A 25,057-nucleotide genomic window follows, 5' to 3' on the forward strand; every position below is an offset into this window, starting at 1 on the left:
TTTTATAATAACTACTCCAATAGCAATCATCCCCCCTTACACGCACTACCTGTTGGATATTGCTTGAATGAATTTGAGATCGAAAAAGTTATTGGCAGTGGCGGGTTCGGGATTGTGTATCGTGCCTGGGATCACCGACTGAAACGAAGCATTGCGATCAAAGAATATATGCCTTCTTCTTTGGTAATACGTGAGCAAAATTTAACGTTAAAACTACGCAGAGGAGATTTCAGAAAAAGATTTCAAATGGGGCTGACTCATTTTATGCGTGAAGCGCATTTGATGAGTTGTTTCAATCACCCATGCTTACCATTTTTTCTTCATTTCTGGCAAAAAAACTGCACTGCCTACATTGCAACACCTTTTTACAGTGGAAAGACGTTAAAGGCATTGCAAATGACACAACCAGAAATTATCAATCAACGCTGGCTCAGCAATATTTTGTATCTTTTGCTTGATGCACTTAATACACTTCACCAAGCGGGTTATCTGCACTGTGATATTTCTTTGGATAATATCTTGATTCAAGAAAATGGAGCACCGGTACTACTCGATTTAGGCTCAATCAGAAAACTGAACGAACGACTGTCTGATGAACTTGAAGTTACCATAAGATCAGGTTTTACGCCTATCGAACAATACACTGCCAATGAAGAAGGGCAACAAGGCCCCTGGACAGATATCTATGCGATAGGGGCAGCACTCCATACTTTAATTGTAGGAACTCCCCCGCCAGTCAGTATCGTGCGTAATCTTGAAGATAATTATCAACCTCTGGCCGAACGGAAACCTGCGGGTTATTCACTCTCATTTCTACATGCTATCGATCGCGCTTTAGCCATTCAACCTTCTGAACGGCCAATGAACATTTCAAAATTAATCACGCTGATAAAATCATCTGCTGTAGAACCATCCTTACCCCTGACATTATCTGATACTGGGACCCTATCGGAATACTGACAATCTGTACCCAATAGGTTTCAATATTCAGATATAAATAATTATTCATCTTCATGTTCAGAGGTATGTTTCTTTCCACTCAGCCCATACTCACGTAGCTTATTCGCTATTGCAGTATGAGAAACGCCAAGCCGTTTTGCCAATTTACGCGTGCTGGGATAATGGCGATAAAGGCGCGTCAATACGGAACGTTCGAAACGCTTACTGATTTCATCCAAAGAGCCCACCAGCACATCTTCATTAAATGCCATCTCTGATTCTAATTCAGGTAACTGAATATCCTGCGGGCATAGTTTATTCGTCTCAAGCTGAGTCAACGCATGATAGATAACATTCCGCAGTTGCCTGACGTTCCCCGGCCAGTGATAACCAGACAAAAATGGTTCCAAATCAGAAGAAAACTTAGGCTTGGTTAAACCCTGCTCTTGTGCAAAACGCGTAACAAAGTAATCTGTCAGCGGCATAATATCCGCCCGACGCTCCCGTAAGGGTGGCAATGTAATCGTTAACACGTTCAGCCGGTAATAGAGATCTTCACGAAACATCCCTTTTTGCACTAACTCAACCAAATTCTTCTGAGTCGCGCATATAATCCGAACATTAACTTTAACTTCATTATCTTCACCAACACGGCGGAATATGCCATCGTTCAAGAAACGCAGCAATTTATTCTGCATTTGTGGCGACATTTCACCGATCTCATCCAACAAAACCGTCCCGCCATTCGCCTGCTCAAAGAAACCTTTTTTGCCTTCCATCGCATTTGGGTAAGCGCCCGCCGCATAACCAAACAGCTCACTTTCGACAACATCATCTGGCATGGAAGCACAATTTAAGCCAAGAAAAGGCTGTTTTCCTCTGGCACTCCGCAAGTGACAAGCTTTAGCAAATTCATCTTTTCCGGTTCCTGTTTCTCCAATAAGCAGCAATGGGGCATCAAGCATTGCCATTTTACGTGCCTGCTCAACGACATGAACCATTTTAGGACTGACGGCAATAATTTGCTCGAAAGCACAATCATCATTCACCGTTAATCGTTTGAGCGATGATTCAATATTTCTTTCTGAGTGACGTGTTTCAGCACGCAGCATAATCACAGCGCCTACACACCTGACGACCTGATTTTCATCTGTTAACTGCATAGGAACAATATCCATCTCATAGTTCTGCCCTTTGATGGATAAATGTGCCGAATGAGGTTGATGGTGCTCACTTTCGAGCCAACGGAGGAAATTGTAATTGTTAATCAGATGACTAATGTTTTTTTGGCTTATCTTTTCTTTACTGAGGCCGAACAGTACCAATGAGGCGGGATTAGCTAGCTCAATGTTTCCTTTCATATCAATAGAAAAGATAGGTTCAGGAACCGATTCCAACAATGTCCACATCGCTCTATGCTCTTTTTCTGACGGCATAAAGGCGACCGTCCGAACATCAATGACCCCGCTGATGCGGCGAATTTCCGCCATCAATAAGCGAAAGGTGTTGAAATCAATCTGAGTAAAATTAAGGTAAATACGACGAGCAGGAGAAATCTCAATTCCTTTCAGGTCAATATTTTTTAAAACCAGTAAATCAAGTAACTCACGAGTTAACCCAATCCGATCCTGACAAGTGACTTCTAATCGCATTATTCTGACCTTATTTACACGATGTGCATAACCTTCAGAAATGTTACCCGTTACTGTGCAATAGATGAAGCCCTTGTCAGTAAAAGTTTACGATAAAATAAGTTGTCAACCTGAAATGACAGTAGCCACTATTTGGCTACTGTATTTTGGCGGCTGTATTGTTTTCAGTTTTTTTGGTTTTTGTCGTCGGTAATGTGCTTTTAAGCTGGGTCAGTAATTGGTGGCGAAAATCCCCCAGTTTCGGCTTGTCGCCATCAATCCATGGCAAAGGACGGCACAGTTCCATTGCTTTGATACCCAGACGGGCAGTCAGCAGCCCCGCGCCAATCCCCTGAGCAGCACGCGCTGAAAGACGGGCGGCAATGTCTTGAGACAACCAGTCCATGCCCACTTCTCTCACTAATTCTGATGCGCCCGCAAAAGCAATATTCAGCAAAACTAACCGGAACAGACGAATGCGGCTGAAATAACCTAATTCGATCCCATACAGCGCCGCTATGCGATTAATCAAACGAATATTTCGCCACGCAATAAAGGCCATATCGACAATAGCCAACGGACTGACAGCAATCATTAAGGCAGATTCCGCCGCCGAACGACTGATCTCTTTCTTCGCTTGCACATCTAAGACAGACTGAACCAATTTGCTGTATAACATGACTATTTCACGGTCATTGTGTGTCTCATGTACCGCCGCCTGCCAACGCTGCAATGCCGGGTGCTGTTGCTCAATTCCAGCTTGTTCTGCCAGTTTTTCGCAAAATTGACGCCCTTTGCCAATACCATGGCTTTGCAACAGCACCTTCGCCGTATCTCGCTCTTCGGTACGCAGGCGTAAGTGATAGAGGCGCCGCCACTCTCTTATCACTGTGCCGATTCCCGCAAAAATAATCAGCCCACCCGCTGCTGCAACACCCAGTGCAATCCAATCATTCTGCTGCCATGATTGATATATCCACTGAATAAACTGTGCAATCACACTGACACCTAATAACACTATTGCGACGGAAAAAATTTTTCGCCACAAACTCCGTTTTGGTTTCAGTGCCTGATTGACCGCACCTTCAAATTCCCCCTCTTGTTCCTCTGCGTCCAGTTCAGGCATAACCGGATAGAATTCCTTTTCCTGCCCATTGAATTCTTTTTTTGATTTCAGCGACGGCTCTGACGATGTTGGTGCAAGATCATCAAAATCCATTCTCGGTTTCAAAGGTTCGGTCATGTTAATTTATCTCCCAGTAAAAATTCCATTGCGCTGTCCATGCGAATATGGGGTAACGGCGTATCGACATTGACTTGTTTTGGCCTGAATGATTCAAAATTGAACCCCTGTTTTTGCCAAAAATCGCTGTTCGGCAAACGCTGTGGCACTTCTCCCGGAAAGAATGTCATTGACTTATCATCTGACAAGCGGTTGCCTTTAATGGCAGGAATTTTTTCACCATCATGAATGACAATACCACTTTCTGTTGCCTGAACAGATGCAAGCCCCACACAATCCATACTGATCCCTTCAAACGCCGCGTTTTGCCAGGCATCCTGAACCAATTGCTGTAAAAGAGAAACAAGGTTGGCATGTTGATCCGCTGTAATATGATCAGCTTTGCTGGCTGCAAACATCAATTTATCGATACAAGGGGAAAATAAACGACGAAACAATGTTCGTTTACCATAATGGAAACTCTGCATAAGCTGTGTCAATGCAAGCCGCATATCGTTAAAGGCTTGTGGGCCACTGTTCAAAGGCTGTAAACAATCCACCAGAACAATTTGCCGATCAAAACGGAGGAAATGCTCTTTATAGAAACCCTTGACGATATGATCACAATAATAAGCAAAGCGCTCCCGCAACATTCCAATGTTAGTATGTTTATCCGCCTTGGCTAATTGAGGTTCTCCAATTCTGTCAATATCCGGCCATGGGAAAAATTGCAGCGCGGGCGCTCCCGCTAAATCCCCCGGTAATATAAACCGCCCTGGCTGAATAAAATGCAGCCCCTGTTGTTTGCATTGATGCAGATAATCGGTATAAGCCTGAGCGATTCTGGCAAGCAAATTTTCATCAGCAGGAGCCAATGGATCACATTGTTTGCCTAATTCCAACCACGGTTTAGCCGAATTCGCTCTTTCCCCTTTGAGCAATCCATTCATATGTCGTGACCACGCCAGATAATTTTGTTCCAGCATGGATAAATCAAGTAACCACTCTCCCGGATAGTCAACAATTTCCAGATAAAGGGTGGAGGTTTCCTTTAGATAACGAAAGAGAGAATCTTCAGAGCGATAACGCAGAGCCAAGCGAATTTCGCTCACTCCACGCGTTGGTATTGGCCAATACGGTGGTGTATCGTGCAATGCGGCAATGTTTTCATCATAAGCAAAACGAGGAATACCAAAATCTCGCTGTGGTACCCGTTTTACTCCCAGCAAACGCCCATCACGCACAGCAGAAAATAGCGGCAATCTGGCTCCGCTATGAACATGCAGTAACTGGTTTACTAAAGAAGTAATAAAGGCAGTTTTTCCGCTGCGACTTAATCCTGTTACCGCCAGCCGCAAATGGCGGTCCATTCCACGATTAACAAGCGCTGAAAGTTCGTGTTGCAACCGTTTCATGTCTCTCCTAATGGGGGATACCCTAAAGTTGGCGAAAACGACTGCGTACACTGTAAGTGTCTGAAGTAATATAACGTTCCATCTGACGCAAACGAGCTTCACTTGCCCTCAGCTGGTAATCTACTTCATCCAACATTTTCTGTGCTGATGGCCCCCTATCTTTTTCCTCCGCCGAATATCCCGCAGGCGCGGGATCCATCACAAAGGTTAAGATGATATAAGCCAATACAGTTATGCCAAATAACCCAAAGAACAGCGACAGTACTGTGATGATACGGATAAGCGGAACAGGCACGTTAAAATAATCTGCCAACCCGGCACAAACCCCTTTTACCATCCCCTGATCTGGCAAGCGATAGAGTTTCCTGCGGTAATTATTTGACATTATGACTGTCTCCAGTTTGGATGCTCGGCATCAAGGATATCTTCCAGCGTTTTGATCCGTTCCTGCATACGTCGGGCGTTCTCTGTCAATTGCTCTAAACGCTGAACCTCGCTGCTCCCTAACTGACCTCGATTCTGGTTGCTATAATGCAGCCACAACCAAATGGGTAAAACAAAAAGCACGAAGATGATCAGTGGGATCCCCAGAAATATATAGCCCATTATCTTTCCTTAGTTGTGCATAACATAAGTTGTGCATGACATATGTCATCATTGTGGATCTTTGAGATTCATTTTAGCCTTCAGGGCCGCAAGTTGCGCACTGATTTCATCATCTGCTTTCAATTCTGCAAATTGCTGTTCGAGTGATTTTTGTTTACCCAATCCAACAGATTCCGCTTCGGCTTCCATGTGATCTATCCGGCGCTCAAACTGCTCGAATCGCGCCATTGCCTCATCTATTTTACCACTATCGAGCTGACGACGTACTTCACGGGAAGATGCCGCAGCCTGATGACGCAAAGTTAATGATTGTTGTCTTGCACGCGCTTCTGTCAATTTATTTTCCAGCTCCGTCACTTCACCTTTAATGCGTTCAAGAGTTTCATCCAAAATCGACAATTCGTTTGTTAATACTTCAACCAGGCTGTTAACTTTCTGTTTTTCAATCAACGCCGCACGAGCCAGATCTTCTTTACCTTTACTCAACGCCAGTTCAGCTTTTTCCTGCCAACCCTCAATTTGGCTTTCGCCATTGCTAATACGGCGCAAAAGCTGTTTTTTCTCTGCCAGTGTACGCGCTAAGGTTGAACGAATTTCCACCAGCGTGTCTTCCATTTCCTGAATCATCAAGCGGATCATTTTTTGTGGATCTTCTGCTTTATCCAGCAGAGAAGAAATGTTGGCATTAACGATATCAGCAAAGCGAGAAAAAATACCCATAGTCATAAACCTCTTTCATTAGAATGTATGTGATGCCTGTGTACTGTTAAAGCGGATACAAGATACATGCCAACTTTTATATCTTTATTATCTTATTGAAATAAATAAAATAATTTTTCTTTGACTTTTTATTGCCATAATTTAATGTGGTTAAATTAACTAACTAGTGGCGAAAAATACCATGTCTCAGTTTATTGATAACCTATTAGGTGAAGCAAACTGTTTTATTGAAATTTTGGAACAAGTCTCTGCACTGGCAAAGTTGAATAAGCCTGTTTTGGTTCTCGGCGAACGGGGAACAGGCAAGGAATTAATCGCCCGTCGTTTGCATTACCTTTCTCCGCGTTGGCAAGGCCCCTTCATTTCTTTGAACTGTGCTGCGCTCAATGAAAACCTGCTTGATTCTGAGCTCTTCGGTCATGAAGCCGGCGCATTCACAGGCGCTCATGCAAAACATCAGGGGCGCTTTGAACGGGCAGATGGTGGGACGTTGTTTCTTGACGAACTGGCTACCGCCCCCATGCAGGTACAGGAAAAATTGCTGCGCGTCATTGAATATGGTCATTTGGAACGCGTGGGTGGCAATACGTCCTTACAAGTCGATGTACGTTTGATCTGTGCAACCAACGAAGATTTGCCTGCCATGGCTGCCCGCGGGAAGTTCAGGGCTGATTTGCTTGACAGGCTTGCATTCGATGTGGTTCAAATTCCACCACTACGTCAACGACAACAGGATATTATGTTACTGGCACAGAATTTTGCGATTCAGATGTGTCGCGAATTAAATCTGACCTTTTTCCCCGGATTTACTGACGAAGCCAAACAGCAGCTACTTTCTTATCATTGGCCCGGCAACGTCCGAGAATTAAAGAACGTAATAGAACGCTCCATTTATCGACACGGCGATAATCAGAATGAATTAAACACTATCATTATCAATCCATTTTCATCATCGCAAGAGATTGTTGAACAACCTGTTAATTCGCGATCTATTGATAGTCAGCCGACCGATTCCCCCCTTCCCCAATTACCCCTTGACTTAAGGCAATGGCAAAATGATAGTGAAAGGATTTTGATCATGCAGGCATTGGTAAAAAGTCAATTCAATCAAAAAAAAGCGGCTGATAAGCTCAATCTGACTTATCACCAGCTACGTGGATTAATCAAAAAACACGATATCAATATTCACGCCAGTGAATAAACGAAAATCAGTGGGAATAGATAACCGGATAAAAAAATAGCCGGCACCCGAGCCGGCTAATAAAATACTGGAAGCAATGTGAGCAATGTCGTGCTTTTCCTGAAAATTACATCCTGAGTATTGCAAAGGTGTTTTCCCGAAAGCACGACACGAATGATAATACGTCTCAATTCTATTTGTAAAGCAATTTATTGAGAATTTTTCTCATTGACGTGATCTGATCGTTGTTTTTGAGCAAAAAGCGTTAATTAAGTTACAATGGCCAAACTCTTTTTTATGAATGACGTTTTATATGCGCTATTTGATTTATTGGATTATATTATTGCTTGCTGTCCCTGCCCTTGCAGCCGAGAACGCTATTCCAGAATCCGTGAAAACCATACCTGTGCAAACTACACCGGTGCAAACCATTTCAGAATCGATTTCGGAGTCTATTCCAAAATCGATTAAATCATTCCCTGACTCCATGCCCAACAATACTTCAGAAAATTTGTCTTACATTTCAAGCAAATTAAGACAGAGTGGTTTTATCTATTGTGTTAATGGCAACCTGAATACATTTAATCCACAGTTGAGCATCAGCGGCTTGACTGTAGATACTCTTGCAGCACAAATTTACAATCGCCTGCTGGGCGTTGATCCCCTTACCTATCGTTTAATTCCTGAGCTAGCTTCCGACTGGGAAGTGAGAGACAATGGTGCAACTTATCGCTTTCACCTGCGCCATAATGTTGCTTTCCAAACAACAGATTGGTTTACACCAACCCGCTCGATGAACGCTGATGATGTGGTGTTCAGCTTCCGCCGCGTCTTCGATGAAACACATTATTATCATAATGTTAATGGTGGTCACTATCCCTATTTTGACAGCCTGCAATTCGGTGATTCAGTGCAGGATATTCGGAAAATCGACAAGTATACCGTCGAATTTCGCCTTAAAGCGCCCGATGCTTCTTTCATTTGGCATCTGGCAACATACTATGCTCCTATCCTGTCTCAGGAATATGCTCAAAAATTGCAGCAAATAAATCAGCAGAGAGAGATTGACTGGAAACCTGTAGGAACAGGGCCATTCATGCTGGAGGATTATCAGATGGAACAATTTATCCGCCTTGTTCGTCATGATAAATATTGGAGAGGTAAACCACGCATGGAACAGGTAGTTATAGATACCGGAGCCGGTGGTACAGGCAGAATATCGAAACTGCTCACGGGTGAGTGCGATGTACTGGCCTATCCCGATGCCAACCAGTGGAATATTTTGCATGATAACCCAAACCTGCGCCAGACATTACGTTCAGGTATGAATATCGCCTATCTTGCATTTAATACCAGCAAACCACCGTTGGATAAATTGGAGGTTCGTCAAGCGATTGCTTATGCCATCAATAACCAACGCCTGATGAAATCTATCTATTACGGTACTGCTGAAACCGCGGCGTCGATCTTGCCACGTGCATCTTGGGCGTATGATAATCGTGCCGAAATTACCGAATACTACCCTGAAAAATCCCGCAAAATGTTAAATGAATTGGGATTACATGGATTGGAGTTAACATTATGGGTGCCAACTGCGTCACAATCCTATAATCCAAGCCCCCTGAAAATGGCGGAACTTATTCAGGCGGATTTGGCTCAGGTCGGGATTAAAATGTCCATCCGCCCCGTCGAAGGCCGTTACCAAGAAAATCAACTGATGGATAAAACCCATGATATGACATTGGCTGGATGGTCTACGGATAGCAACGATCCCGATAGTTTTTTCCGTCCTTTACTGAGTTGTGCGGCTATCGCCTCCCAAACTAACCTAAGCCGTTGGTGTAATGCTGATTTCGATAATGCACTTCATCAGGCCTTATTAAATCAACAGCTTGCTTCACGCATCAAAAATTATCAAGTTGCACAAGAAATTCTGGCACAGCAATTACCTGTACTGCCACTGGCTTATGCGATGCGCCTGCAAATATTTCGTTATAACATCAAAGGATTGGTGCTAAGCCCGTTTGGCAATAGCCCCTTTGGCAGTGTGTACCGTGAACAAATGTACCGCGAACAAATAACTACCACGCCTGATGAAAATAAAGAGGAAAGCAATTGATTATTTATATTTTACGTCGTTTGCTGCTTCTGGTTGTGACGTTGTTTTTTCTTTCATTAATCAGTTTCAGCCTGATGTATTTCACACCGCATGGCCCCTTGAGTGGTGCATCACTGGCAGATGCTTTCATTCATTATTTCAGTGGATTGCTCCAATGGAATTTTGGTATTTCCAGCATTAACGGGGAACGAATTATTGAACAATTATATGATGTTCTCCCCGCAACAATGGAACTTTGTATTCTTGCGTTTTCCATGGCTCTGTTAGTCGGTATTCCTCTGGGGATTATCGCCGGTGTCTGGCGCAATAAAAAAGTCGATGTCATTATCAGCACATTTGCTCTCTGTGGTTTTTCCATCCCGGTTTTCTGGTTAGCGCTTTTGCTGACGCTGCTTTTTTCACTTTACTTAGGATGGCTACCCGTTTCAGGGCGATTTGATTTGCTCTATCGGATGGAGCCCGTGACTGGTTCTGCATTGATTGATGCCTGGTTGTCGGAATCCCCACATCGTAATGAGATGATCATGAGTGTTATTCTGCACATGATTCTGCCCGTCATCACGCTGGCTGTTGCTCCCACAACGGAAGTCATTCGTTTGATGCGTAATAGCACTGAGGAAATATCAACCGCAAACTATATTAAATCAGCAGCAACACGTGGCTTATCACGGTTGACAATTATTCGCCGCCATCTGCTGCATAACGCTTTACCGCCTATTATTCCCAAACTGGGATTGCAATTCTCAACCATGCTCACATTAGCGATGGTGACAGAACAGGTATTTAACTGGCCTGGTTTAGGACGCTGGCTTATCAGTGCTATTCGCCAACAGGATTATTCAGTCATTTCAGCAGGCGTTATGGTGATAGGCACGTTAGTTATTTCAGTTAATGTGTTGACAGATATCATCGGAGCGATGGCTAATCCTCTGAAGAATAAGGAATGGTATGCCCTTAGATAATTTTTACCAAGAAAAGAAAATGCCGTCGCCGTTGAAAGTTATTTGGCGGTTTTTCTATGCTGACATATTAGCGATGACGGGTTTCTATGGGGTATTGGTTTTAATTGCATTGAGCTTGTTGGGAAACCATCTCTCCCCCTATCGGCTTGATCAGCAATTTCTGGATCAACTGATGCCACCTTCATGGTCGCATCACGGTAATGTCGCCTTTTTTCTCGGAACCGATGATCTCGGTCGTGATATTTTCAGCCGCCTGCTGATTGGGACATCTTCCACATTCGGGTCTGCACTGGTTGTAACCGCCGCCGCAGCCATTGTGGGACTAATCATCGGCAGCCTCGCAGGGATGACCCACGGGTTTAAATCTGCGGTCCTGAACCATATCCTTGATACCTTACTCTCTATTCCTTCTTTATTGCTGGCGATTATTGTCGTTGCTTTCGTTGGAGCCAGTCTGCATCATGCCATGATAGCTGTCTGGCTGGCGTTACTGCCAAGAATAGTGCGCACTATTTATACGGCTGTACATGACGAGTTGGATAAGGAATATATTATCGCAGCACGTTTGGATGGCGCATCAAATTACCATATCTTACGCTATGCCGTTTTTCCCAATATCACTGCGGTAATAGTCACTGAGCTAACGCGCACTCTTTCCATCGCTATCCTTGATATTGCAGCCTTGGGCTTCCTCGATCTTGGTGCACGGCTGCCATCACCTGAGTGGGGTGCGATGCTGGGAGATTCATTGGAGTTGATCTATGCTGCGCCATGGACTGTGATGTTGCCGGGAGGCGCGATTATGCTCAGCGTTCTATTCGTTAACTTACTGGGTGACGGACTCCACCGGGCCATTAATGCAGGAGTCGAATAATGCCATTGCTTGATATTCGAAACCTCACCATTGAGTTTATGACAGCAGAGGGCCCCGTCAAAGCAGTTGACCGCATGAGTATTTCACTGACAGAAGGTGAAATTCTCGGTTTGGCGGGCGAATCAGGATCAGGTAAAAGTTTGATTGCCAAAGCGATATGTGGCGTCACAAAAGATAATCTTAAAGTCACCGCTGATCGTTTTCGTTTCAATGATATTGACTTATTGCGCCTGACACCACGGCAGCGCCGTAAAGTGATTGGTCACAATATCTCAATGATTTTTCAAGAACCGCAATCATGTCTCGATCCATCAGAAAATGTGGGTAAGCAACTTATTCAAGCTATTCCCGGATGGACGTTTAAAGGCCGTTGGTGGCAGAGATTTCATTGGAGAAAACGCCGTGCAATTGAACTGCTGCATCGTGTTGGTATCAAAGACCACTATGACATCATGCACAGTTATCCTTACGAATTAACGGAAGGTGAATGCCAAAAAGTGATGATTGCCATGGCTCTTGCCAATCAACCGCGCTTGCTGATTGCAGATGAGCCAACCAATGCCATGGAACCAACCACACAGGCTCAGATATTCCGTTTGCTGTCGAGCTTAAATCAGAATAACAACATGACAATTCTGTTGATCAGCCATGATCTGCAAATGATGAGCAAACTGGTGAAACGCATCAATGTACTTTATTGCGGTCAAACAGTAGAAAGTGCTACGCCGGATGAGCTGCTGATAAAACCTTATCATCCCTATACACAAGCGCTGATCCGTTCAATTCCTGATTTTGGCAGCCCACTACCGCATAAGAGCCGGTTGAATACATTACCCGGAGCTATCCCGTCACTGGAGCATCTGCCGATAGGATGCCGTTTGGGGCCACGTTGTCCCTATGCACAGAAAACCTGTATAGCAACCCCTCGGTTACGGGTGATTAAGAATCATGCTTTCGCCTGCCATTTCCCTTTGAATATGGAAGAATCATAAGTGGTTGACACATTATTGGAAGTCAAAAACCTGACTAAAACATTCCGTTATCGCACTGGGCTGTTTCGCCGTCATCATCTTGACGCGGTAAAGCCCGTAAGCTTTACTTTACAATCTAAAAAAACACTGGCCATTATTGGTGCAAATGGCTCTGGCAAATCTACTTTGGCGAGAATGTTATCAGGGGTTATTGAACCGACTTCGGGTGAAATTCTGATTAACAACCATAAGCTGGCTTATGGTGATTACAGTTACCGTAGCCAGCGCATCCGCATGATTTTTCAGGACCCCAGCACTTCATTGAATCCCCGCCAGCGCATCGGCCAGATTTTGGATATGCCATTAATCCTGAATACTGAGCTATCCCCTTCCGAACGGGAGAAACGAATCAATCAGACATTGCGCCAAGTGGGTTTATTACCAGACCACGCCAATTATTATCCACATATGCTGGCATCAGGGCAGAAACAGCGTGTGGCTCTGGCCCGGGCTTTGATATTGCAGCCACAAATTATTGTCGCAGACGAAGCATTAGCTTCTCTTGATATGTCGATGCGCTCTCAAATCATCAACCTGATGCTGGAATTACAAGAGAAACACGGTATTTCTTATATCTATGTCACTCAACATCTCGGTATGATGAAGCATATCAGTGATCAAGTACTGGTAATGCATCAAGGCGAAGTTGTAGAGCGTGGCAATACAGCGGAGGTACTGGCTTCTCCACTGCATGATATTACACGCAAATTGATAGCCAGCCATTTTGGTGAAGCCTTGTCTGCTGAAGCATGGCGTCAGGATCTCACCTAATATTTTCATTGGGTACATTTTATTCACTGATCGGAACAGCGTGGGAAACTCACCACATTTTTCTCCGGCGTGATAGAATTGTCCCCGTTTATTAACAATAAACACTATGGTCATGTTGGGTATATCATTTTGTTACTCATGACTATTAGTGTTTGATCACAAAGAACTATTTTGATCACAAAGAACAATAAGGATACTGCTATGGGTTTCATGACCGGCAAGCGCATTCTCATTACTGGCGTCGCCAGCAAACTGTCTATCGCTTATGGGATTGCTAAAGCAATGCACGAACAAGGTGCAGAGCTGGCTTTTACCTACCAAAATGACAAGTTGAAACCTCGTGTCGAAGAATTCGCTGCATCACTGAATTCTAATATCGTTCTGCCGTGTGACGTGGCTGAAGACGAAAGTATCGATGCACTGTTTGCCGAATTAGGCAAAGTATGGCCTAAATTCGACGGATTCGTTCACTCTATCGGTTATGCTCCGGCTGACCAGCTTGATGGCGATTATGTTAATGCCGTCAGCCGTGAAGGCTTCAAAATTGCACATGACATCAGTGCATACAGCTTCGTTGCAATGGCGAAAGCATGCCGTGATATGCTGAACCCTAACTCAGCCCTGCTTACCTTGAGCTATCTGGGTGCAGAACGTGCAATTCCTAACTATAACGTAATGGGTCTGGCGAAAGCCTCTCTGGAAGCCAACGTACGTTATATGGCAAATGCAATGGGTGTTGAAGGCATTCGTGTTAACGGCATCTCTGCTGGCCCAATCCGTACACTGGCAGCTTCCGGTATTAAGGATTTCCGTAAAATGCTGGCTCATTGTGAAGCAGTCACACCGATTCGCCGTACTGTAACAACAGAAGATGTTGGTAACGCTGCTGCATTCCTGTGTTCTGATCTGGCTGGTGGTGTAACAGGTGAAATCCTGCACGTTGACGGTGGTTTCAGCATCGCTGCTATGAACGAGTTGGAATTGAAATAAGCTCAATAACTGATTGTTCGTATCCTCAACAGATTTCAAGTTGTAATCAACAAGACAGCAATTTGAAAGATGAAAAAGTGTCTGGTCCTGATATACGTTGACACTTATTTTACTCATAACGCCTGATGATGTATTTCATCGGGCGTTTATATTTTAGGGCTAAGTGAGGCCTATGGCCCGACCTTTCCTCCCATTTTCAGAATGAAAAAATATTCATAACTTAAAGATATTAATTGAATGACAGAACCGCCACTAGATACCATAATGACCCTGACAACATCCTGACGTGGCGGGAGCCACGCGGGGTCATGACTTAGCCACTTTTTCCAGCCATTGAAAGATCAGCATCCCAGTCACCATTGCAATCACAAATACGAGACCTTTTAACGTGCCAGCCCCCAGTAATACCAATCCGGGGCCGGGACAGATACCGGCCAGACCCCAACCGATACCAAACAATATCCCCCCTCCAATAAGGCGCTTATCAATTTTCGTCGCGGTAGGTAAGTGCATTTTTTCCGCACACACCGGACGGTTTCTTTTTTTCGCCATCCGGAAAGCAAAGAAACCCACGCTGATGGCTCCGCCCATAACAAACGCGAGTGAGGGATCCCAAACGCGGGTAATATCCAGAAAACCGATGACTTTACCCGGATCCGCCATGCCGCTGACAATCAATCCAATACCAAACAATAACCCTGCCAGTAACGAGAAAATGCTGTTCATTGCTTGCTCCTGTTGGTGACATTAACGCCAAAATCCTATAACCCAGACAGTGATAAACGCTACAATCATAAAGGTCGCCGTGGCCGCCAGTGAACGTCCCGACAGCCTCGACAGTCCACACACGCCATGTCCGCTGGTACAGCCGGAACCATACTGTGTGCCAAGACCGACCAATATTCCCGCGATGATCAGTGTCGACCACGATCCAGACAAATCGACGGAAGGTAATGGCGTGACAAGACGATAAAGTGAGGGCGATGCCACTACACCAAGCAAAAATGCCAGCCGCCAACCTTTATCTAACGTAGAGCGTGACAATACGCCGCCGAGTATCCCGCTGACACCCGCTATCCTGCCACAGAACAGGATCAACACCCATGCGGCCGCCCCTATAAGGAGCCCCCCAACAAAACCTTGCAGAGGGGTAAACTGTGCCATATCAATCATCATCGCAGACATCCTCATCAGTGTTAGGACAATAGAGTTCATACAAAGTGGTCAACAATATCAGTACATCTTGAGTGGCAATACGATAGAAAATATGTTTCCCCTCACGACGGGTTTCAACCAAATTTTGTCGACGTAATACCCCAAGCTGTTGTGACAGAGTGGGTTGCGTAATGGCCAATGCCGTCTCCATTTCTCCGACCGAAGCTTCTCCCTGGCTGAGATGGCACAGAAGCAGCAGTCGATCTTCATTTGCCAGTGATTTGAGAATGCCTGCCGTTCTGGCTGCGGCGGCACGCATTTGCTGTTGATTGATATTGTTCATTGCGGCTTATACGATAAAGTCGTTTTATTAAGTTTTTTATATAATATAATAATGTATATTGTAGTGCAAGATGAGTACCGTGTGTGATCAGGTAGCCATCGCTGTTTCGTCATTAAATGTTTCTCTCTGGAGTAATTAGAACAGGTGGTAAGGCTATGAAAAAAATGAAAATCGTGATTGTCGGTGGCGTTGCAGGTGGAGCCTCTGCAGCAGTCAGGGCACGTCGTCTGTCAGAAACTGCAGAGATTATCATGCTCGAAAAGGGTAGCTATGTCTCGTTTGCCAATTGTGGATTGCCCTATCACATCGGTGGTGACATTCCTAAAAGAGAGTCCTTAGTGCTGAAAACGCCGGAAGATTTTCAGCAGCGCTTTAAGATTGACGTTCGCCTCCAGCATGAAGTGTTGAGCATAGATACTAACGCCAAAACTCTTCAGATAAAAAATGCACTAACGGGCAACATCTACACTGAATCCTGGGATCGTCTGTTACTCAGCACAGGTGCATCACCTGTGGTACCACCAATGCCAGGGATACACCAGCCAGGTGTATTTACGTTGCGATCGTTATCGGATATGGACAATATCCTCGCCCATATTGAACACCGCCATCCACAACACGCAACGGTGGTTGGTGGCGGATTTATTGGGCTTGAAGTGATGGAAGCACTTTCGCATCGTGGTATTGCCGTGACGCTGCTGGAACAGGGTACACAGGTGATGGCACCGGTTGATGCAGAGATGGCTGAAGTATTACATCAGGAAATCCGCCGGCATAATGTTGATCTTCGTTTACGGACGGGACTCATGGAGATTGCACAAATAAGTGGGGAAGACAAACTCCATATCACACTGAACAACGACGAGGCACTGAGCACCGACATGATTGTACTGGCGATTGGCGTAAAACCAGAGCTAACCCTGGTCAGAAACGCCGGATTAGCCATTGGCCAGAGCGGTGGTATTCAGGTCGACGAGTATATGGAAACCTCCGTGCCGAATATTTATGCTGTGGGTGATGTGGTGGAAACCACCGAGTGGGTCACCAGCAAACCAACCCTCATACCACTCGCTGGACCGGCCAACCGTCAGGGACGTATCGCTGCTGAAAATATGTTAGGCGGAAAACGTCGCTATCCACGTAGTCAGGGAACAGCAATCTGCAAGGTATTTGACTACGCAATCGCCAGCGTAGGGTTGAACGAGAAAGCCCTGCGGCGCGATAACCTTTGTTATGAAAAAGTCTTTGTCCATGCTGCCGACCACGCGAGCTACTATCCCGGTAGCCAACCTATATCGCTCAAGTTATTATTCCAACCTGTTTCTGGCACCATTCTGGGCGCACAGGCGGTAGGAAAGCGCGGTATTGATAAAGCTATCGATGTTCTGGCCGTCGCACAGCGAGCAGGGTTAAGCGTTGACGATCTGGAAAACCTGGAATTCGCCTACGCACCACCTTTCAACAGTGCCCGCAGCGTCGTCAACCAAATTGGGATGGTGGCCAGTAACGTTCTACATGGTGGTACCCGTATCTGTCACGTAGATGATATCCAGCAGCTGGATCCTGAACGGCAGATTCTAGTGGATGTCAGAACGCCAGAAGAACTCAAAAACTTGGGCGAATTTGGGCTAGGCCTGCACATCCCGCTTGATGAATTGCGCCAACGAATCAATGAATTGCCAAAAAACAAAGAAATTCTGATCGCCTGTCAGTCAGGATTGCGTGGACATGTTGCCTGGCGAATACTGTCTCATTTTGGTTTTCAGGCCCGTAATTTGGCTGGGGGTTACAAAACCTGGCTGATGGTTAACGCTTCCCGTTAACTCTTAATCTTCGCACCCGCAGCTTACCGTGTAATCAGATTTTGCGGGTGCAAATTGGTTTTTGGTGACGTTGATGCAGCAAATGACTTCTTATCAAAACTACGGGGTTGCAATATGAGTCATCACGTTTAGCGCGTGAAAAATCCCTTGTAGCGACGACGATGTTTGTCTTCTGCCAGGCTGGTTTAGGAAAAAGAAACCAACAATGGGTGTGTTGCTTGCAGAAAGAATGCGATAAAGATGAGCTGCTCACCTTCTTGAATAAGCACCGGGTTATATCAGTTGATGGATAAATTGTGAGAGATCCAGCGTATGTCCATTCAGTAAAAAATAGCTTAACACAACATTGCGCTGCTCTGCTGTATTATAACCCGCATTCAATAGTGCCACCAATTTGGGAACCCATTGACAACAAATACGCGCACATATTATTTTACCAAATAAAAACAATTAATTATGTAAAATTATCGCCTTCATAAACTTATATATGCACACATTCATGTACAAACATAAAACGTACACAATGCAGTACATAGAAATGGATTTTGCGCTAGTTAGATAGATAAAGTTTAAGGTCACGTCATGAGTAAGGATAAAAAGGAACCGCGATCACTAAAGGGCAGATTTCTGCCCTTTAACATCCCGCATGTACAAAAGCAAAGGTGTTGTGATTTCCTCCATACCCAAGATGGGATATCCCACTTTGCGGCAACTATAGTGATTTCCCCAATAGTTGGTTAACTCATTGATTTATCCGAGGCCATCACTTTGATCCCGTAGAGGATTTGCGCAGAAATAAGCAGCAAGTTAAAAGTGAGATATCTCACCTTTAGCTAACTGGTTGATTTTGCTTAATTACCGCTCAGGACAGGAATTCAATTAAATCAATGGGTTAAAAGAGGACAATTGTCCCCTTTAGTTAACTGATTGATTTTACGTATTTCTGTCACTGTACCAGAGATTAAGGGAATCGAGGGGTTGGAATTTTACTGTATTTTAGTATGTCAAAGGAGCCGGCAATGCCGTTATCTTCCAAAGTTTGAAAATCATGTCCGTTTATAGTTTGCCTGACAACCATTCCATTTAAGAACACTATGCTATGATAATGACGGGTAAGATCTTCCCTCATCATCCTAAATAAATTAGCCACACCCTCCTGAGCAATGTCACACCCACCCATTTGATAAAAAAAATTAAGAGCATTTGGTTCGAGAGTGGTAGTAACCTCCCTTACGTATCCCCTGACATAAGTATTTGGTAGTAAAGCAGATAATTGCGAGGCAAACGAAGTGTTGAGGGCTGCCGCTCCGTGTTCTGGATTTGCTGACATGCAAGCAGCAAGTCGAACTCTTTGCAAATTATTTACATCACGCACCCAATTGTGAATATTCTGAGAAAGTTGCGCTGGGCCAAGCTGATTATTATTTACAACAACTGCATATGTGTTGTTTGGGTTTTCGGTAGTTCCATGGCATACAATAGTGAGCTGCTTTTTTCCTAATACAGTTTGCTCTTCGAATACATAAGAGTCCCGGAATACTTCGATTAGTTTCATGTCTCTCATATTAATGCCCTCAGCTTATTAGGAACATACTTAACCCTACTCTCCCTGCGCTGCTGTGTAAACCTTACCCTAACTTGACCCCCCCCCTGCCTCACATTCCACACCGAATCTTCCGGCATCTGGACACGGACATCCAGTCGAGTGCCGGCGGGTAAGTCACACGGTTCGTTAAAGGTGCCGTCTGGGTAGATTTGGAGGATGGGGGAGGATTTTTTGAGATAGCCACTGCCATCAACAATGGTGTTTTTATCCGTCCACAAGTAGCTAATTTTGGTATTACCGCCATCATCATTGCCATATATAACTGTTACTTCGCGGTAATAGCCGGCAACAAAGCCGCCCCACGTATCTTATATTCTCGTCACATAACCACATGACCATGGAAGGCCGGTTCCACCACTTCCATTTGAAAAACGAAATGCATGGCCGCCTTGGGGTCGTGATGTTATCCATGATGTAAATTCATTGATATTGACATCTATAATATTGTACTTAATGTAGCCGGCAGCATTATCAATAACCCAACCCTGAGTTGCAGCCCCAATATTCCTCACAAACGCCGCTTTATCGGGAATATCCGCGCCGTTCTGTCCTTTATCTAACTTCCCCTCCATCGCTGCCTGCAATGCCCGTATCGATTGCAACGATACCGTTTGGTAGTTCGGTAAGGTCACCTCCACCGTCCCGTTCTGGCTCATCCATCTGTCCATATTCTGGAGGAAGCCAATGATGTAGCTGGTATTCGCCACTATATGCCATGCCGGACGCCATCCGAGACAGAATCGGGGACAGTAATCTGAATCTGGTACTTAATATTATTCAGAATAGAACCTTGTATGACGCGTGATAAACCTCCCACTAAAATCCGTGATGAGGTGCTTATCACGGATGTGCAAAATTTCCCTGATGATTATCAATGGGAAAGGGCAAAACGCTTAGGGGTCTCGCAGTCTGCTGTTCATTACGCGTTGAAATGGCTTAACCTCACCTGTAAAAAAAACGCTAAAACACCCCAAAGCCGATCCTCAGGCTCGTCAAGCGTTTATCGCACGCATCAGCGACTATGAACAGGCGGGAAAACCGATTGTTTATTTGGATGAGAGCGGCTTTGCCCAGTCAATGCCCCGCCTGCACGGTTATTCAGAGAAAGGGTTGCGTTGTTTTGGTACACACAATTGGCACGCTAAAGGGCGTATTAATGTTATTGGCGCGATCATCGAAAAGACCTTCGTCACCGTGAGCTTGTTTGCCGGGAACATCAATGCGGATGTTTTTCATGCCTGGATGACACAAGATTTGCTGCCAAAGCTTCCGGGTAACGCAGTGATAGTCATGGACAATGCCCCTTTCCATAAACGACATGACACGAAACAAGCGATAGCAGACAGCAGATGCCTTCGTTGATTTCCTGCACGCGCACGCCGTGGTGATAGTCTTGGGCCATAGCGAAAAACTCCGGTTAAGGTGATGCCGTTATGGTGGTCGGCTTTACAATAAAATGCAGGGGGTTGGGGTTGTGTGGGGGCTGATACAAAGGCAAACGAGCGTCCTGGGATCAATATTTATAATGTGATCGCTTTTTTTCTGTTTTTTGACTCACTAAAAATCTTTATTATTACCTCTCTCAATACCTCATATTAAATGGAGATTTTATGCCGTTGTTTTTACGCGTAGGGGCTTTAATTCTTTTCCTGCTGAGTGTGGGTTATAGCATTTATGCCTACTTTTCCCCTTATGTAACAAAAGAAAACAGGAAAGAAGAGATTGAGACCACCACGCAAAGCACGCTCTCGCCAGTGACCAGTGAAGACTGGGGCATCATTCTGGGGGCACCTTATGCGGTTTTCAATGAGCATGCGATCAATGACTATACCCCTGACACCGCCGAGGACAATGGCTTATCTTCAGCATGGGGGATCAAAAATCGGCAGGATTTACTTCAGCAGTTATTTTGGCTCATTGTAGACGGTCATTCCACCGATTATTACGCCATGAGGGACAATGTCATTCACATGACAAAACAAGATTTTGACACTTTACTAAGCCGCATTGAAAAGAGCCAATGGGGTGAAACAGAAAAACAAGAAATCCTCTGGCAATATAAAATGATGTATCACAATACCAATAATATTCAGAATGTGGACTATCTGGCTTGGGATTATGTCCGGTTCAGTATGTTATGTTTAGAAGGTGCCAGGCTGAAATACATTACCGCCGAAGAAGCCAAAGCCTGGACGCGAATGTTAGCCCCGCGCTTGCGTAAAACCTATACGAGCTGGGCGGATTTGTGGAACCAATTATTCCTCACTCGCTGGTTCTGGTCGGCACAGGATACGCAATGGACAAGTAGCCAGTCTGATTACCTTGCTATCGTCGATAATTTATTACAGGACAAGAACAGCCCTGCAAATATGATTAACTGGAATGCGTTACTTTCCGCCACGGATACCATGTCATTTGCCGAGGCGATAGCCAGTTTGGAATTAGAAGATGAGAACGGTGTGGTTGCCAGTGTTGATGAACTCAATAACATCATCCAATCGCATCTGAGTACCACTGGATTAAAATAAGCCAAATAGAATATCAGCAGGGGCATTGCGCCCCTTTTTTCATTTCGGTTGCTCCGGCCATTGGATAACTGGTATGAACCCCCAATCAGCTTCAACGGGCTGGCGTTGTCGTTCCGCTCGGCCCCGCACCACAGCAGTGCGGTGTATGTGAAACGCAACATTCTGACCAGCACCTTTGTTCCCCACCGGTTACTGAGCCGGCAGGTGTTTGATTCGTGGGCGCTGGATTTTATGCTGTTCGGCAATGCCTATCTGGAACTGCGCAAGAACCGCCTCGGCCAGCCCTTAAGCCTGAACCACTGTCCGGCCAAGTTCACCCGGCGCGGGGAAGATTTGGAGACTTACTGGTTTGTGCGCTATGGCTACCAGAGCCAGCCGTATGCGTTTGAGACGGGGCAGGTGTTCCACCTGATTGAACCTGACATCAATCAGGAGCTGTACGGCCTGCCCGAATATCTGGCGGCGCTGCCCTCGGCACTGTTGAATGAATCGGCGACCCTGTTCCGGCGCAAGTATTACCTGAACGGCAGCCACGCGGGCTATATCCTGTATATCAGCGATGCGTCACAGAATATTTCGGATGTCAACAATATCCGTGATGCGCTGAAACATTCGAAAGGGCCGGGCAATTTCCGCAACCTGTTCCTGTATGCGCCCGGCGGCAAGAAAGACGGTATCCAGACCATCCCGCTCTCAGAGACGGCGGCCAAAGATGAATTCCTGAATATCAAGAATACCAGCCGGGACGACATTCTCGCCGCGCACCGTGTGCCGCCGCAAATGATGGGGATTATCCCGCAGAATACCGGCGGCTTCGGCGATGTGGAAAAAGCGGCCAAAGTGTTTGTGCGCAATGAACTGATGCCGTTGCAAAGCAAGATGAAACAGCTCAATGACTGGCTCGGGGAAGAGGTGAGCCGGTTTGAGCGCTATTCACTGGAGACCGACGAAAACGACTGAACTCCACCGTTGATGATATGGCCGCCTGCGGGGCGGTCTTTTTTTGCCTGAATGAAATGTAGTTACCCATGTAATGATTGCGCAGTGAAAATTTGAGGCTGGGCACAGGGATCACACACCGCCGCGCGCAGTCGTGACCCCGCCGCGCCTGCCCACTAAATGCAGTGCTTTTCATGCAGTTGCAAGGGATCATCGGAGAAGCGCCCGTACTGGCGCTTGACGGGGTATGAGATCCTTTTTTGATCTTGCGGATTGGTGCGCAGAAACAAGAGTTTGATGCAGCCGTAATATTAAGAACAAAAAATAACCGAATCGTTAATTACAACGGTATTTTAATGTCGTTAACACCACAGGCACGGGCATAACGACTGAGTGTATCAATGGATGCCTTAACGATATTTCTTTCTATTTTTGATACAGTCGGCGGCTTGATACCCATTTTTTCAGCAACCTGAGCGCTGGTCATGCCTGCATTCCTTCGCCATTCAGCCAGCATATTTTGCATTTCAATCGCTAACTCAAGCTCTTTCTCTTCTTCTGCTAACGCGGCTTTAAAGAGAGGGTTTTCTTTTGTTCTTTCTTCAATGTAGAGGTCTAAATCATCACGCATCATATTTCCTCTTAATCTTTTGATGGTTTTGTCAGTTCATTTCTTCGTGTAATTGCTATCCTGAGTTCATTCAGGGGAGTGGTATTGGTTTTTTTCACAAGGCAGCATAACAAATAGATTTTCTTTCCGGTGGCATAACAAAAAAAACTTCTGGCTATTCCGTCTTTGGCTTTTGCTCTCAGTTCAAACAACCCTTTGTATCCCTCGATTGGTTTTGAATGCGGCTCTCTCAGGCTGGTTGGATTTTCCCTTAATCGCTTAATTAACGCGACTATGCGCAGTTCCAGCGAATCGGGCAGTGATTTTAATTCGTCCTTAAAAGCATCATGAAACTTAATTTCAAACATTCGGCAATCCCCTCTTGATGCTTAAAGGATAGCTCTTAAACTAAGTTAGCGCAAGAGCTAAGTTAGCACAAAGGCTAAGTTAACTTAAGGGCTAATAAGACCCAGCGCTGGCATCATATATAGCAATAACCCGCCTTGAAAGCGGGTTTAATGAAAACTTCGTGACATGTCACACCATCACAATGACAGTTTCAAATCATGCCGGCCCAATGTATTCCAGCACGCTGATTCACCAGAGAAACAACACTCGGCCACAGGAAGAGGATCACCACATTTGCCACACTGCCGCGTTGATAGTGCCTGCATTATCTGACGTAACTCCGCCTCATCTTTACGAATCAGTAACGTCAGGTATTCAACCACGTCATAAAACTCGCGCCCTGGTCGCCTTAGTGCACAGTTGCGCTTCAACATATCCAGTTCTTGATTATCGACCAGCAATTCTATTTTAGTGACGCCAGCTTCCTGCTGGCGTTGACGCTGGGCGGCTTTCCGTTCTGCGGGGGATTTAGCCATCTGATTAGCACCGTTCATGAGGTAATTGATACAAACAGTACCATTCTGAATTATATCGATTTTGTCGTTCACAGACCGGAATCATTGACTGAATGTCAGGATCAGAAAATCCCATTTTTTTGAGCTGAGATTTGGTTAACAGTTCTGAATAATCGTCTGGACAAGAGCATCTCAGTGGATACAGCTGACAAATTCGCTCTGCTTCCATAATATTATACAGAGGCCACGCCTGCTTTTTACCGATGTATGCAGCACATGCGATCAACTCATCCCGATACCACTTCTCATTTACGAAAAAACTAGCGGTTTTTAGGTGTGATGGAATATCAGCGCGGCGTTTATATATCACCTCAAATTTTGACTCTAACTGTAATGAATACAGTGATTGTTCAAAAAATATCAAAGCAAATTCGTTTTCCAATTCGTTGACTTGCCAATGTTGATACTTTTTTGACCAATGTGAATCACTGCCGTATAAACGTAACCACCAGTGATTAATAAACTGGCTCATATAGTCAGCACGAACCCGATCACGGTGACACCGTTTCCAGTCCTCATTCTGAAGTACCCATTTAGCTAATTTTTCAAATTTTGCATCGTGAGTAAGTATCCCCCGGCATAGCCGTAATACCGCTCGCTTAAGCCAACTGAGATAAGTCATAATCGGCCTCAGACAATCATCTGAGGCCGGTTTTTTATGTCTGAATTT

26 protein-coding genes and 3 pseudogenes are annotated in these 25,057 nt (G+C 45.1%); 13 read left to right on the forward strand and 16 right to left on the reverse strand.

Annotated elements, in window-relative coordinates:
* Positions 1 to 63: 63 nt before the first annotated feature.
* A complete protein-coding gene (locus Xmir_RS16060; protein ID WP_244170959.1) occupies positions 64 to 960 on the forward strand; it encodes a serine/threonine protein kinase in 897 nt (298 codons plus the stop codon).
* 41 nt (positions 961 to 1,001) lie between these two features.
* Here the strand turns inward: Xmir_RS16060 and tyrR are convergent, their stop codons facing one another.
* The 6 genes from tyrR to pspA form a co-directional block, all read right to left on the reverse strand.
* Positions 1,002 to 2,591: a transcriptional regulator TyrR gene (gene tyrR / locus Xmir_RS16065; RefSeq protein WP_099115194.1), complete on the reverse strand. Its 1,590-nt coding sequence runs from the start codon at positions 2,589 to 2,591 to the stop codon at positions 1,002 to 1,004.
* A gap of 136 nt (positions 2,592 to 2,727) precedes the next feature.
* Positions 2,728 to 3,813: a YcjF family protein gene (locus tag Xmir_RS16070; RefSeq protein WP_099115195.1), complete on the reverse strand. Its 1,086-nt coding sequence runs from the start codon at positions 3,811 to 3,813 to the stop codon at positions 2,728 to 2,730.
* On the reverse strand, positions 3,810 to 5,207 hold the full coding sequence (locus Xmir_RS16075; protein ID WP_099115196.1) for a YcjX family GTP-binding protein: 1,398 nt from the start codon (positions 5,205 to 5,207) through the stop codon (positions 3,810 to 3,812). The genes Xmir_RS16070 and Xmir_RS16075 overlap by 4 nt, the downstream gene beginning before the upstream one ends.
* Before the next feature lie 22 nt (positions 5,208 to 5,229).
* Positions 5,230 to 5,595, reverse strand: coding sequence for an envelope stress response membrane protein PspC (pspC, locus tag Xmir_RS16080; RefSeq protein WP_422646021.1), 366 nt, complete (start codon positions 5,593 to 5,595; stop codon positions 5,230 to 5,232).
* Positions 5,592 to 5,813 carry an envelope stress response membrane protein PspB gene (gene pspB / locus Xmir_RS16085; protein ID WP_099115198.1) on the reverse strand — a complete coding sequence of 74 codons (222 nt, stop codon included), beginning with the start codon at positions 5,811 to 5,813 and terminating at the stop codon, positions 5,592 to 5,594. The genes pspC and pspB overlap by 4 nt, the downstream gene beginning before the upstream one ends.
* 48 nt (positions 5,814 to 5,861) lie before the next feature.
* Entirely contained in the window at positions 5,862 to 6,533 is a 672-nt protein-coding gene (pspA, locus tag Xmir_RS16090; protein ID WP_099115199.1) for a phage shock protein PspA, read from the reverse strand.
* 181 nt (positions 6,534 to 6,714) lie between these two features.
* Between pspA and pspF the strand changes: the two genes are divergently transcribed.
* The 7 genes from pspF (at position 6,715) to fabI (ending at position 14,460) form a co-directional block, all read left to right on the forward strand.
* Positions 6,715 to 7,734, forward strand: coding sequence for a phage shock protein operon transcriptional activator (pspF, locus tag Xmir_RS16095; RefSeq protein ID WP_099115200.1), 1,020 nt, complete (start codon positions 6,715 to 6,717; stop codon positions 7,732 to 7,734).
* A gap of 292 nt (positions 7,735 to 8,026) precedes the next feature.
* Positions 8,027 to 9,832, forward strand: coding sequence for an ABC transporter substrate-binding protein SapA (gene sapA, locus Xmir_RS16100; protein WP_099115201.1), 1,806 nt, complete (start codon positions 8,027 to 8,029; stop codon positions 9,830 to 9,832).
* Positions 9,829 to 10,794 (forward strand): putrescine export ABC transporter permease SapB, encoded by a 966-nt coding sequence (sapB, locus tag Xmir_RS16105; RefSeq protein ID WP_099115202.1) that lies wholly within the window; start codon positions 9,829 to 9,831, stop codon positions 10,792 to 10,794. Before sapA ends, sapB begins: the two co-directional genes overlap by 4 nt.
* Entirely contained in the window at positions 10,781 to 11,668 is an 888-nt protein-coding gene (gene sapC / locus Xmir_RS16110; protein WP_099115203.1) for a putrescine export ABC transporter permease SapC, read from the forward strand. Before sapB ends, sapC begins: the two co-directional genes overlap by 14 nt.
* Complete coding sequence (sapD, locus tag Xmir_RS16115) at positions 11,668 to 12,660, forward strand: putrescine export ABC transporter ATP-binding protein SapD (RefSeq protein WP_099115204.1); 993 nt, start codon at positions 11,668 to 11,670, stop codon at positions 12,658 to 12,660. Before sapC ends, sapD begins: the two co-directional genes overlap by 1 nt.
* Positions 12,661 to 13,470 (forward strand): putrescine export ABC transporter ATP-binding protein SapF, encoded by an 810-nt coding sequence (sapF, locus tag Xmir_RS16120; protein WP_099115205.1) that lies wholly within the window; start codon positions 12,661 to 12,663, stop codon positions 13,468 to 13,470.
* 201 nt (positions 13,471 to 13,671) lie between these two features.
* Positions 13,672 to 14,460 carry an enoyl-ACP reductase FabI gene (fabI, locus tag Xmir_RS16125; RefSeq protein WP_099115206.1) on the forward strand — a complete coding sequence of 263 codons (789 nt, stop codon included), beginning with the start codon at positions 13,672 to 13,674 and terminating at the stop codon, positions 14,458 to 14,460.
* Positions 14,461 to 14,766: 306 nt separating this feature from the next.
* On the opposite strand, the gene Xmir_RS16130 is transcribed toward fabI, so the two are convergent.
* Genes Xmir_RS16130 through Xmir_RS16140 form a run of 3 tightly spaced genes read right to left on the reverse strand, consistent with a single transcriptional unit; the run spans position 14,767 to position 15,958 of the window.
* Positions 14,767 to 15,186 (reverse strand): DUF6691 family protein, encoded by a 420-nt coding sequence (locus Xmir_RS16130; protein ID WP_099115207.1) that lies wholly within the window; start codon positions 15,184 to 15,186, stop codon positions 14,767 to 14,769.
* A gap of 21 nt (positions 15,187 to 15,207) precedes the next feature.
* Positions 15,208 to 15,636, reverse strand: coding sequence for a YeeE/YedE family protein (locus Xmir_RS16135; RefSeq protein WP_099115208.1), 429 nt, complete (start codon positions 15,634 to 15,636; stop codon positions 15,208 to 15,210).
* Positions 15,626 to 15,958, reverse strand: a complete 333-nt coding sequence (locus Xmir_RS16140) for an ArsR/SmtB family transcription factor (RefSeq protein ID WP_244170960.1) — start codon at positions 15,956 to 15,958, stop codon at positions 15,626 to 15,628. The genes Xmir_RS16135 and Xmir_RS16140 overlap by 11 nt, the downstream gene beginning before the upstream one ends.
* A gap of 164 nt (positions 15,959 to 16,122) precedes the next feature.
* Here Xmir_RS16140 and Xmir_RS16145 point away from each other — a divergent pair, with 164 nt between their 5' ends.
* Complete coding sequence (locus tag Xmir_RS16145) at positions 16,123 to 17,781, forward strand: FAD-dependent oxidoreductase (protein WP_099115219.1); 1,659 nt, start codon at positions 16,123 to 16,125, stop codon at positions 17,779 to 17,781.
* Positions 17,782 to 18,057: 276 nt separating this feature from the next.
* On the opposite strand, the pseudogene Xmir_RS29380 reads toward Xmir_RS16145, so the two are convergent.
* The 3 genes and pseudogenes from Xmir_RS29380 to Xmir_RS16165 form a co-directional block, all read right to left on the reverse strand.
* Positions 18,058 to 18,180: pseudogene (locus Xmir_RS29380) on the reverse strand (ISNCY family transposase); the annotation flags it as partial.
* A 562-nt stretch (positions 18,181 to 18,742) separates the two neighbouring features.
* A complete protein-coding gene (locus tag Xmir_RS16155) occupies positions 18,743 to 19,336 on the reverse strand; it encodes a hypothetical protein (protein WP_145956915.1) in 594 nt (197 codons plus the stop codon).
* Between the two features lie 359 nt (positions 19,337 to 19,695).
* Positions 19,696 to 20,094: a hypothetical protein gene (locus tag Xmir_RS16165; RefSeq protein ID WP_167386000.1), complete on the reverse strand. Its 399-nt coding sequence runs from the start codon at positions 20,092 to 20,094 to the stop codon at positions 19,696 to 19,698.
* Between the two features lie 72 nt (positions 20,095 to 20,166).
* Between Xmir_RS16165 and Xmir_RS16170 the strand changes: the two are divergent.
* The 4 genes and pseudogenes from Xmir_RS16170 to Xmir_RS16185 all read left to right on the forward strand — a co-directional run.
* Positions 20,167 to 20,412: pseudogene (locus Xmir_RS16170) on the forward strand (IS630 transposase-related protein); the annotation flags it as partial.
* Positions 20,413 to 20,437: 25 nt separating this feature from the next.
* Positions 20,438 to 20,749 carry a transposase gene (locus Xmir_RS16175; protein WP_244170962.1) on the forward strand — a complete coding sequence of 104 codons (312 nt, stop codon included), beginning with the start codon at positions 20,438 to 20,440 and terminating at the stop codon, positions 20,747 to 20,749.
* Positions 20,750 to 20,997: 248 nt separating this feature from the next.
* The gene (locus Xmir_RS16180; RefSeq protein WP_099115212.1) at positions 20,998 to 21,915 is read left to right on the forward strand and encodes a DUF1266 domain-containing protein; all 918 of its coding nucleotides are present in this window, start codon (positions 20,998 to 21,000) and stop codon (positions 21,913 to 21,915) included.
* Between the two features lie 60 nt (positions 21,916 to 21,975).
* Positions 21,976 to 22,875 carry a phage portal protein gene (locus Xmir_RS16185; protein ID WP_244170963.1) on the forward strand — a complete coding sequence of 300 codons (900 nt, stop codon included), beginning with the start codon at positions 21,976 to 21,978 and terminating at the stop codon, positions 22,873 to 22,875.
* Positions 22,876 to 23,194: 319 nt separating this feature from the next.
* Here the strand turns inward: Xmir_RS16185 and Xmir_RS16190 are convergent, their stop codons facing one another.
* The 4 genes and pseudogenes from Xmir_RS16190 to Xmir_RS29385 form a co-directional block, all read right to left on the reverse strand.
* Complete coding sequence (locus tag Xmir_RS16190) at positions 23,195 to 23,488, reverse strand: helix-turn-helix domain-containing protein (RefSeq protein WP_099115213.1); 294 nt, start codon at positions 23,486 to 23,488, stop codon at positions 23,195 to 23,197.
* Positions 23,489 to 23,496: 8 nt separating this feature from the next.
* On the reverse strand, positions 23,497 to 23,832 hold the full coding sequence (locus Xmir_RS16195) for a type II toxin-antitoxin system RelE/ParE family toxin (RefSeq protein ID WP_099115214.1): 336 nt from the start codon (positions 23,830 to 23,832) through the stop codon (positions 23,497 to 23,499).
* A gap of 177 nt (positions 23,833 to 24,009) precedes the next feature.
* The gene (locus Xmir_RS16200) at positions 24,010 to 24,348 is read right to left on the reverse strand and encodes a hypothetical protein (protein ID WP_099115221.1); all 339 of its coding nucleotides are present in this window, start codon (positions 24,346 to 24,348) and stop codon (positions 24,010 to 24,012) included.
* A gap of 4 nt (positions 24,349 to 24,352) precedes the next feature.
* Positions 24,353 to 25,057 (reverse strand): annotated as a pseudogene (locus Xmir_RS29385) (hypothetical protein); the annotation flags it as partial.

The organism is Xenorhabdus miraniensis (assembly GCF_002632615.1).